Here is a 9209-nt window from a genome sequence, read left to right on the forward strand (position 1 = left end):
ATCCTTTAAATAAATTTCATCTAAAAGCTCACCGTTTATATAAACTTCACTATTTTTTATAACTATGTGCTCTCCAGGTAAAGCAATTACTCTTTTAACTAAATCTTTTTTCTTATTACTCTTAATATCAATCAACTCTGTTTTAAAAACAATTATATCTCCCCTTTTAGGATCTTCAGTCTTATATGCTAACTTGTTTATAAATAAATAATCCTTATTTTCTAAGGTCGGATACATAGATTGTCCTCTAACTATTGTTGGTTGTACTATAAATGTTGCTCCTATTGCAATAACTAATGAAATAGATATAGTTTTAATCCATTCCAATATCTCATGTTTTACTTTTGTATTCAAAATTAGCTCCTCCAAACATAACTCTAATGTCAGTTGTTAAATTTTCTTATTTATACTAAGTACTCTTAATAAAATTTTGCTTATAATAAATTAAATCTTTAATAATCGTTACTTTTAATTTATTACCGATTAGTTTATATTATAGAAAATTATTACCAAATCTCTAATTATTTTTATTAGTTAGTTTTATGTAGTTTCATATACACTACCAAATCTTTTAGATTATTATTACCTATCTTAAATTCTTCATCAATGTCTAAACTTTCAGTACTCCTATTTTCTCCACCAATACTATATACAGCTAGAGCAACTTCATCGTCTAAATTAAAGTATTTATCTTTGTCTAATATTGACATAGCCATACCTGTGTCATAACCATTTTTTAGACATTCTAAAGTATAACCCCCATATTCTGAGTCATTTATTATAACTTTAAGACTAGAATCTGATTCTTCTCCATCAACAACTCCAATTTTTAATTTACTATTATTACCATCGTGATTTATAGTTGATTTGTATAATATATGCTCTTCTTTTAGAACACCATATTCATATTCTTTAGCAGTAAATTCAATTTCGTAATTTCCATCTTCTAAATTATTTATAAAATATTTTTTACCCATTCCACTCATATTATCAGGACAGTTTCCTAAATATAAGTTATCTGAGTTTTTTGCACTTGAGCAACCAACAATAAGCATTATTGACATTACTGCTAATGATAGCATTGTTATTATTTTTTTCATAATATACCCCTTCTATTTTCTAAAAATATTGTAACAATAATTCGCAATATATAACTATTGATAACTATAATTAAATTATGAGTATAGATTAATTACTAATAATACTAACATAGTCTATTTATTAGTACTCTGATAATGTTCATACTCATTTGACCACTTTTCTAATTCCTTTAAGACTGGCAAAAACTTTTGACCTATTTCTGTAAGTGAATACTCAACTTTAGGTGGTATTTGATTAAATACATATCTATGAATAATTCCATACTCCTCCAATAGTTTTAATTGCTTTGATAATGTAGCTTGAGTCATACTTGGTAATGCTCTATGTAATTCACCAAATCTAAGAGTCTCCTTGCTTAATAAATATATTATTAACATATTCCACTTTCCACTTACAATTTTTTGTACTTTTGCAAAAGGACAGTTTAAAAATGATTCATTGTCATAATTTTTCATAATATATCTCCTTATACTATCTTTTAGAATAGTACTATCTAAAAAAACAGTACTTAACAAATTTATTATACTCTGATAAATTAAACCTATCAATATAATAAAATGAGGAGTGAAATTTACAATGAAAATTGCAGTATTTGGTGCAACTGGTGGCATAGGAAAATTTGTTGTAAAGCATGCTTTAGAAAAAGGTTATGAGGTAAATGCCTATGTTAGAAATCCACATAAATTACAAATGGAAAATAAAAATCTTAAAGTATTTGTAGGTCAAGTATCTGATTATGATAAAATAAAACAAGCTATAGATGGATGTGATGCTGTTATAATAGCTTTAGGAATATCTATGAAATTTGGATATGAAGATACTAGTTCAATAATAGCTCATAAAAACATTATAAAGGCTATGAATGAAACTAATGTAAAAAGACTTATTGATTGGTCAACTCCATCTATAAGATCCAAAGAGGACAAAGCATCATTTGCTACGATAGTTCCAGGGATTTTGGCATCTATATTTTTACCTAAAGCTAAAAAAGTTTTAAAAGAAGTGCATAATATAGTTGTTAACTCTGATTTAGATTGGACAATAGTTAGATTTATGGCTCCAAAAAACTCTCCATTTACAAATGAAATTAAAGAAAGTTTCGGTGATGTTAAATTAAATTTCAATATTTCTAGAGAAGATATTGCTTATTTCATGGTTAAACAAATAGAAAGTAGTAAATATATTCATTCTATGCCTATAATAGGTAGTTAAAAAATAAAGACTCAAAGTAATCTTTAATTAAGTTATTTTTGAGTCTTTATATCACTTTATTCCATAAAGTTATAATCAAGTCTATAAAAATCTACCCTATCATTTTCTTCTAACCAAAACTCTATAGACCAATTTTTTTCTTTGTCTACATAACCAATAATATTAACACCTTGCTCTAAACGAGTATAATAATTATCACCATACAACTTAACTACTTTATCTTCTTTATCTCCTATTTTTATTCCTTTTTCAGTCTTTACATTTTTATCATTTACAACAAATCTAATTATTTTATTGTCATCTTTATCTGTTGCAATTTCAATATTTTCATTTAAGAAATAATAATTGTATAAAACATTATCTTGGCTTAAATTTGATATTTTGCCATATTTAGATACTATTTTTTCATTGTCAATCTCTTCGTTTAAATATATATTCTCAACGTTTTCTTTACTTAAATCAGTTGATTTAGTAAGAAAATGATGATAAGAGCGACCGAAATTATGGTCAATTGAAAAACCAAAAATTAATAATATAGATGCAATTGTGATAAAAATTATAATATTTTTTCTCATATAAAATTTCCTCTTAAATCTGTATAAGTCCTTGTATCAACCTTAATTCTTTTAAGTATTTTCACCTATAAATTCTACTAACTCTTTAGAATCTATAATATAAGATTTCTGCATAACTTTATCTGTATTAAAACTATCATCATCTCTAAATCTATTTATCTCTAAAAAAACATATATACTATCTCCATCTATGGGAATTAAAGTTATACCTCGGTTAAATTTCAAGCTAATATCACCATTTTGTTCTTCTTTTTTTCCATCAAGTAGAATAGTCATACTACCTAAAGTATTAGATGGAGAATCCTTTATAGCTGCTTTTTTCAATTTTGAGTTGGTAAGTATATTACTTAAAGAATCAATCTCACTACTTGGTAGTTTATAGTTGTAATCATGAATATTTTCATCTTTTTTTACTCTCCAAATTGAAACAATATTATCTTTGGAAAATACAAAAACATCTTTTAAAACACTATATTCTTTTATTTTAGAACAACTAAATATAATTAAAATAAAAACAACTACTGAAACTATGCCCAAAATCCCTTTGTTTTTTAATATTTTCAAGTTCATCTCCCTCTTTCCAAATTTATGTATTATATCAAAAATCTATTTATTTCACATTATATAGCTATTATATCGTTTAATAAAATAATCCATCTAATCTATCCTCTAAATTAGAATTCCTTTTAAATCTATTTGTAAATTAACTTCTTTTGCTAATTTCATTCATTATTAATTATTTAGAAACATACGGCTTTAAGACAAGTATGATCAGATGTATCTTCAACAGCTTTTAGTTTTTTCAAATTTACACATCTTTTTCTACAAAATGAACATTTGAATTATCCCAGTATTTCTTATATACTCTGTCATTTTCTCCATCGAAATTTAATTGATACATTCTAAATATCACTAATATGTCCTTAGGTTGCCACTGCTCTTCATAAGAATACTTATAGCTCATACCTAATTGTTTCATAACCCCACCACTACGAGGATTTTTGACATCATGTGTAGCTGTAACGTATAAAAGCCCATCTTTTTTTACTTGCTCTAAAACTGCTTTACTAGCTTCTGTTACAATACCTTTATGCCAAAATTCTTTCCTTAATCCATATCCTAAGTCATGATTATCATCCATGCTTATATTAACATAACCAATTGGTACATTATCTGTTTTTAAACAAATAGCATATCTATATCCCTTATCCTGTTTATATGCCTTATCATATTTATCATTAAAAAATATTTCTGCTTCTTCCAATGATTTCAGAGGAAACCATGGAAGATAGACATTTACATCCTCATCCTTATAGATATTAAATAAAGCTTCTATATCATTTTCAGTGAATTTTCTTAATATCAATCGTTTTGTTTCTAATGTTGGTGTATTTTGATTATTTATACTCATATTCCTACCTTTCAAATTCCTATTTTAAATTTATAAACTTTTCTTAATCATCAATTTATTAAGATCATTTACAAAAATTACAACTGTTTCTCTAAGTCTATGGTTATTTTATTGCACTCCTTACAATAGTAGCCTTCAACTTTTGAATCAAGCCACTCTAAAATAGTAATTCCTTTTGCAAAAGATGATAAAATAAATCCCTTGTCCTTTTCTTTTGAAATCCACTTAACTGAATCCCTTCCACCACGTATTACTCCTAGCACCATATCATTATTGCAATATGGACATTTCATAATTTACACCCCATTTCATATATACAAAAATATTTATTACTTGTAAAACTTAGATATTTTCTTCATTCTTGCTCAAACACTGCTACATCATCTGTTATATTGCCAAAAATGACTTTATTCTCTCTTATCTTTATATAAATGACATATTAATTCTTTAAAATATATTTTTTTTATAATTTTAACCTAATAATTTTCTTTTCACAATTTACAATATTGTAAGAAAAATATATCCATGTTTGCATCCATACTTATTCAAGTTACTATACTCTAGAGGATGGTTTAAAATAAAAAATTCGCTTCGCTCATGTCGCCAACGGCTTTGCCCGTTGCTCAAAATTTACTTTTTTACAACTTCTCAAATGTATTGATAATACTTTAGCCTAGGGGTTTTCCACAGATTCAAAGTCAATATAATGTCCTTGTAAGTAAAAAATTGTTTATTATTAAAATAAGGTAATAATAGTTCATATATCAAAAAAACTTGACTTATTTTTACTTAAATAAGTTTACAAATTTATATCTATGAAATAACATAGGTGTAATGGTTAAATTAGTATAAGGAGATTGACAAATGAAAATAGGTATAATATCAGATATACACAGTAATATTTATGCACTAGAAGCAGTACTAGATGATATGGAAAGTAGAAACATTGATTTAATAGCATGTACAGGTGATTTAGTAGGATATGGTACTAGACCTAATGAAGTTATAAACACTATAAGGAAGAATAGAATCTTAACCATAATGGGTAACTATGACGATGCCATTGGAAATTTTAAAATGGTATGTGGATGTGATTATAAAGACCCCAAAGATGCAGAAAAAGCTAGTCTTTCAATGTATTTCACATCAATGGAAACTACAGATGAAAATAAAAAGTACTTAAGTAGTTTGCCAAAGGAAGCAACTTTAAATTTTAATAACAAGACTATTAAATTAGTTCATGGAAGTACTAGACTTATAAATGAATATTTAAAAGAAGATTCAAAAGAATCTAAAGAAGTTATGGATGAGCTAGATGAAGATATTTTAGTATGTGGTCATACACATATACCTTATTACAAGTATTATGGTGAAAAACTACTTGTAAATGCAGGTAGTGTAGGCAAGCCTAAAACAAATAAACCTTCTGCCAATTATGTAATTATAAATATTGATAATATGTCTTCATTTGAAGTGGAGATAATTGAAGTGAATTATGATTTTGAAAAAATAGCAAGAGAAATAGAAGAAAATGATATACTTCCAAATGATTTTGCAAGGCTTATAAGAGAAGGTGTCTCTAAATAAGTACTTCAGGCAACTTCGTTGCTCAAAATTATTAGTTGGGATTATAAATTATCCACAATTCAGATAATTTATAAATCCCTTAAAATAAAAAAGAGCTGATTACTATTTTCATAGTAACCAACTCTAAATATATATCTCTAATCTATCCTAAGCATTATTTCTCTAAATTTATTTTTATCTTTTGATCATAAAGTAACTTTATATCCCTATCACTACAAGTTGATATTTGCTTTATTTTTGAAATATCATTATTCTTACCGTCAAGCTTTAATCTAACTATATATCTTCCTGTATGTCTATCTAGTGATTCTATAACTCTACCGCCTACTTGTATTTCATTTCCTTCTTCATCATAAAACTCAAAACTAGGATAATATGGTATCACTCCATCTTTTGAGAAAGTGTATTTTATTTCTTTGTCTGTTATTTCAATTTCTTCTATAACTATACTCCCATAATCACTAACCTTAAATACTATTGGCAATTTATCTATACTTTGAGGTTCTAACATATTCTCTTCTATATTTTCATACTCCGAAATTGGAACTAAAGTTAATGACTTAGTATCTTTATCAGCCTTTAAAAATTCTACCGAACTTGTAAATATTTTAGTTGAAGGTCCTGCAGCAAATCCACCCTTATCTACTATATCCAATGAATTTCCTTTCTCATCAAATAAAGCAAAGTAATTACCTATTGTACTGTACCAATCATTACTTATTTTGACTGGTTTCTCATTTATAATAATTTTACTAGCTAATGGAGAAATAGCATAATCGAACGGTGTAATTGCTGCTAGTTTCTCTAATAAAAATTTTACTAGCTAATGGAGAAATAGTCACTTTATCTATGTTTATTTCATGCTTTGCATTTATTTTTTTACCTTTATTATTATATTCTTTATTTATTGTAAAATCTTTATCTATATTATAAACATAAGTTTCTTCAGTAGACTTTGATTTATCAACCTTTAAAGATACACTCCAGTTTCCTTCTACATGGAATATTTCATTAGTACGAATTTCTATTTCCCTATTATTTTCTATATTCACATTACTTACATCTATTTTACGCATACCTTTTAATTCATTATTAGATATGTATTTAGCTTCATGTTCAACAAGACCCGGTGGGGTAATATTTTTTCCATCTATATATATATCTAATATGGGATTTGCCGTATAAGCATCTTCTTTTTCGCTTATTATCTCCTCTATACTTTTATCACTTTTTACTGTATGAAATACTGTTATATAATTCTCATTAATTGATACACTATCTATAGTCAGTTCTATACCTTTATCCTTGATAGTTAAATTCAAATCTGTACCTATTTTTTCAAAATCTTCTTTATCTGATTCGTATTGTGAGTTTATATTATTATTGAAATACTCTGCAATTTTATTTAACACAGGAATATAATCTGCAAAGGAAGTATTCATTAGACCAACACTGCCTATACATACTATAGCTGCCGAAGCTGCTATGGCTTTTTTATATTTTCTTCTTTTTTTATAAGTCTTCCCCCTATTAATTGCTTTTCTAGTAACTTCATCTAAATTATCTGGAATTTTTATATTATCAAACTTACTCATTATTTATCCTCCTTCAATATATCGTATAACTTTTTCTTAGCACGTCTTATGTATGACTTTACTGTATTTTCATTACACTCCATAATTTCTGAAATTTGAGATATATTCAAATCATGAAAATATTGAAGTATTATTGAAGTTTTATATTTTTCTTCTAAAGAATCTATTGCATCATATAAATCTATATTTTCTTCTATACTAGAGTAAGAAATTTCACCTATATAATCCTCTACTTTTTCATCTTTAAATTTATTGTCATGTCTATGTTTTTGATTAACATTATTAATAAGTATCTTAGTTATCCATGTTTTAAAAAATCTAGGATTTCTAAGCTTAAAAATATTTATATAGGCTTTATAAATAGTTTCTTGATAAATACCTAAGGCATCATGTTCATTTTTCATATGTAAAAAAGCCATTTTATAAAGGTATTCCTTATAAAGATTTATCAATACTTCAAAGGATTCATCACATCCTCCTTGTGCTTTTTCCACTAACTTATATTTCTCATAATCTTCTTCTCTTTTATTAGAAAAGTTTATTATTTTCATCGTTATATTTTCAATCATCTTTTCCTCCCTCGTAATCATGATTACATCTATTAGATTCATAAAGTGTTAGTTTAGTTGCAAATTTTTATAATATTTTTTGTATGAGTAAGGAAAACCTCTGTTAGTTGATTTTATCATGAATATTATACAAAAATAACTGTATCTTAGTGATTTCAATATATTTATCACTAAGATACAGTTATTTATTAATATTTATCAGTTTTAATTCCAAATTCTCCACAATTCAGATAATTTATAATTCATTAAAATAATAGAAATAATATTTTAAAACTACTTAAGAATTTCTATAAAATTTTCTCACATAGCTTGCTATAAATATAATCTCTATAAACTTTATTTTACTTTTGATTGTTTGATTGATTCAATACAATAAGAAATTGTCAGAACTAGCCATATAATTGTTACAATTGCTATAGGAACAATACCAAAATCCCATATATCATAACCTAGAACACAAATTACCCAAAGTATAACACATGTTGTAGATACAGATGTATATGCTTTATAAGCACTTTTAAATATTCCTAATTTTATTGCTTCATCACAGCTATCCAACCATTTTTTACTAAATTTCGCATCATATACACTTCCCTTTAACAAAGGATTAATTTCTTTTTCTAAATTAACTATTTTCTTTTGAATTAATGTAGAAGAAACTACGCATAGTATAAATCCGCCAAGGAAACAAATAAATTTTATAATAGCAAAACTAATGCTTATTTCATCAAGATTTAATACCATAAGCCCTACTCCAAAGAAGAAAAATCCAAGAATAAAATTTACATAAGTAAGTAATAGTATATAAGATAACCTTTCTTCTATTTTGTCTATTACATCATCATCTTCATTTGCTTCACTCCATAAATCGTACTCTTTTCGTGATTTATTATAAACTATTGTGCTTATTATTATTACTAATATAGAAAGCACAATGCTTGCAAATGGTGTAATTGTCTCAAGTATACTTATTAGTAAATTAGGAACACTCTCCCCAAGTATTTCTCTTAAATATTCAGACGAGGCAACGAATATTCCACCTATAAATCCACCTATTACTAATGCAACAACATAACTTTTAAATGCTTTTTTGTCTTCTTTTTTGATTTCTTCCACATGCTCTCTATTCATGGTCATTATCCTCCTCATAACTAAAAAT

General features: G+C 26.0%; 13 protein-coding genes. 2 read left to right on the plus strand and 11 right to left on the minus strand.

Translation table 11 applies throughout. The features are described from left to right. The 3 genes from lepB to J7G74_RS07570 form a co-directional block, all read right to left on the minus strand. The coding region (gene lepB, locus J7G74_RS07560) for a signal peptidase I (RefSeq protein ID WP_297133693.1) at nt 1–354 on the minus strand (354 nt) is incomplete at its 3' end. A 176-nt stretch (nt 355–530) separates the two neighbouring features. After that, on the minus strand, nt 531–1100 hold the full coding sequence (locus tag J7G74_RS07565) for a hypothetical protein (protein ID WP_297133696.1): 570 nt from the start codon (nt 1098–1100) through the stop codon (nt 531–533). Between the two features lie 114 nt (nt 1101–1214). After that, nucleotides 1215–1556: a winged helix-turn-helix transcriptional regulator gene (locus tag J7G74_RS07570; protein WP_297133697.1), complete on the minus strand. Its 342-nt coding sequence runs from the start codon at nt 1554–1556 to the stop codon at nt 1215–1217. A 121-nt stretch (nt 1557–1677) separates the two neighbouring features. On the opposite strand from J7G74_RS07570, the gene J7G74_RS07575 reads away from it, so the two are divergent. Then, a complete protein-coding gene (locus tag J7G74_RS07575) occupies nt 1678–2313 on the plus strand; it encodes an SDR family oxidoreductase (RefSeq protein ID WP_297133699.1) in 636 nt (211 codons plus the stop codon). 56 nt (nt 2314–2369) lie between these two features. On the opposite strand, the gene J7G74_RS07580 is transcribed toward J7G74_RS07575, so the two are convergent. The 4 genes from J7G74_RS07580 to J7G74_RS07595 form a co-directional block, all read right to left on the minus strand. Then, on the minus strand, nt 2370–2888 hold the full coding sequence (locus tag J7G74_RS07580) for a hypothetical protein (RefSeq protein ID WP_297133701.1): 519 nt from the start codon (nt 2886–2888) through the stop codon (nt 2370–2372). A gap of 51 nt (nt 2889–2939) precedes the next feature. Continuing rightward, nucleotides 2940–3452, minus strand: coding sequence for a hypothetical protein (locus J7G74_RS07585; protein ID WP_297133703.1), 513 nt, complete (start codon nt 3450–3452; stop codon nt 2940–2942). Between the two features lie 244 nt (nt 3453–3696). Continuing rightward, entirely contained in the window at nt 3697–4299 is a 603-nt protein-coding gene (locus J7G74_RS07590) for a GNAT family N-acetyltransferase (protein WP_297133706.1), read from the minus strand. Nucleotides 4300–4376: 77 nt separating this feature from the next. After that, nucleotides 4377–4592, minus strand: coding sequence for a PF20097 family protein (locus J7G74_RS07595; RefSeq protein WP_297133708.1), 216 nt, complete (start codon nt 4590–4592; stop codon nt 4377–4379). A 571-nt stretch (nt 4593–5163) separates the two neighbouring features. Here J7G74_RS07595 and J7G74_RS07600 point away from each other — a divergent pair. Then, nucleotides 5164–5886, plus strand: a complete 723-nt coding sequence (locus J7G74_RS07600) for a metallophosphoesterase family protein (RefSeq protein ID WP_297133710.1) — start codon at nt 5164–5166, stop codon at nt 5884–5886. 154 nt (nt 5887–6040) lie between these two features. Here the strand turns inward: J7G74_RS07600 and J7G74_RS07605 are convergent, their stop codons facing one another. The 4 genes from J7G74_RS07605 to J7G74_RS07620 form a co-directional block, all read right to left on the minus strand. After that, entirely contained in the window at nt 6041–6541 is a 501-nt protein-coding gene (locus J7G74_RS07605) for a hypothetical protein (RefSeq protein WP_297133712.1), read from the minus strand. Between the two features lie 97 nt (nt 6542–6638). Next, nucleotides 6639–7481 carry a DUF4179 domain-containing protein gene (locus tag J7G74_RS07610; protein WP_297133715.1) on the minus strand — a complete coding sequence of 281 codons (843 nt, stop codon included), beginning with the start codon at nt 7479–7481 and terminating at the stop codon, nt 6639–6641. Further along, nucleotides 7481–8050, minus strand: coding sequence for a sigma-70 family RNA polymerase sigma factor (locus J7G74_RS07615; protein WP_297133718.1), 570 nt, complete (start codon nt 8048–8050; stop codon nt 7481–7483). Before J7G74_RS07615 ends, J7G74_RS07610 begins: the two co-directional genes overlap by 1 nt. 336 nt (nt 8051–8386) lie before the next feature. Then, nucleotides 8387–9181 carry a DUF3169 family protein gene (locus J7G74_RS07620; RefSeq protein ID WP_297133719.1) on the minus strand — a complete coding sequence of 265 codons (795 nt, stop codon included), beginning with the start codon at nt 9179–9181 and terminating at the stop codon, nt 8387–8389. Between the last annotated feature and the right edge of the window lie 28 nt (nt 9182–9209).

Source organism: Terrisporobacter sp., from assembly GCF_017888745.1.
Lineage (GTDB): Bacteria > Bacillota > Clostridia > Peptostreptococcales > Peptostreptococcaceae > Terrisporobacter.

Bases quoted from the DNA above. Each gene is read 5' to 3' on its own strand.
- J7G74_RS07565 (WP_297133696.1), bottom strand. From the start codon at position 1,100: ATGAAAAAAATAATAACAATGCTATCATTAGCAGTAATGTCAATAATG.
- J7G74_RS07570 (WP_297133697.1), bottom strand. From the start codon at position 1,556: ATGAAAAATTATGACAATGAATCATTTTTAAACTGTCCTTTTGCAAAA.
- J7G74_RS07575 (WP_297133699.1), top strand. From the start codon at position 1,678: ATGAAAATTGCAGTATTTGGTGCAACTGGTGGCATAGGAAAATTTGTT.
- J7G74_RS07580 (WP_297133701.1), bottom strand. From the start codon at position 2,888: ATGAGAAAAAATATTATAATTTTTATCACAATTGCATCTATATTATTA.
- J7G74_RS07590 (WP_297133706.1), bottom strand. From the start codon at position 4,299: ATGAGTATAAATAATCAAAATACACCAACATTAGAAACAAAACGATTG.
- J7G74_RS07595 (WP_297133708.1), bottom strand. From the start codon at position 4,592: ATGAAATGTCCATATTGCAATAATGATATGGTGCTAGGAGTAATACGT.
- J7G74_RS07600 (WP_297133710.1), top strand. From the start codon at position 5,164: ATGAAAATAGGTATAATATCAGATATACACAGTAATATTTATGCACTA.
- J7G74_RS07610 (WP_297133715.1), bottom strand. From the start codon at position 7,481: ATGAGTAAGTTTGATAATATAAAAATTCCAGATAATTTAGATGAAGTT.
- J7G74_RS07615 (WP_297133718.1), bottom strand. From the start codon at position 8,050: ATGATTGAAAATATAACGATGAAAATAATAAACTTTTCTAATAAAAGA.
- J7G74_RS07620 (WP_297133719.1), bottom strand. From the start codon at position 9,181: ATGAATAGAGAGCATGTGGAAGAAATCAAAAAAGAAGACAAAAAAGCA.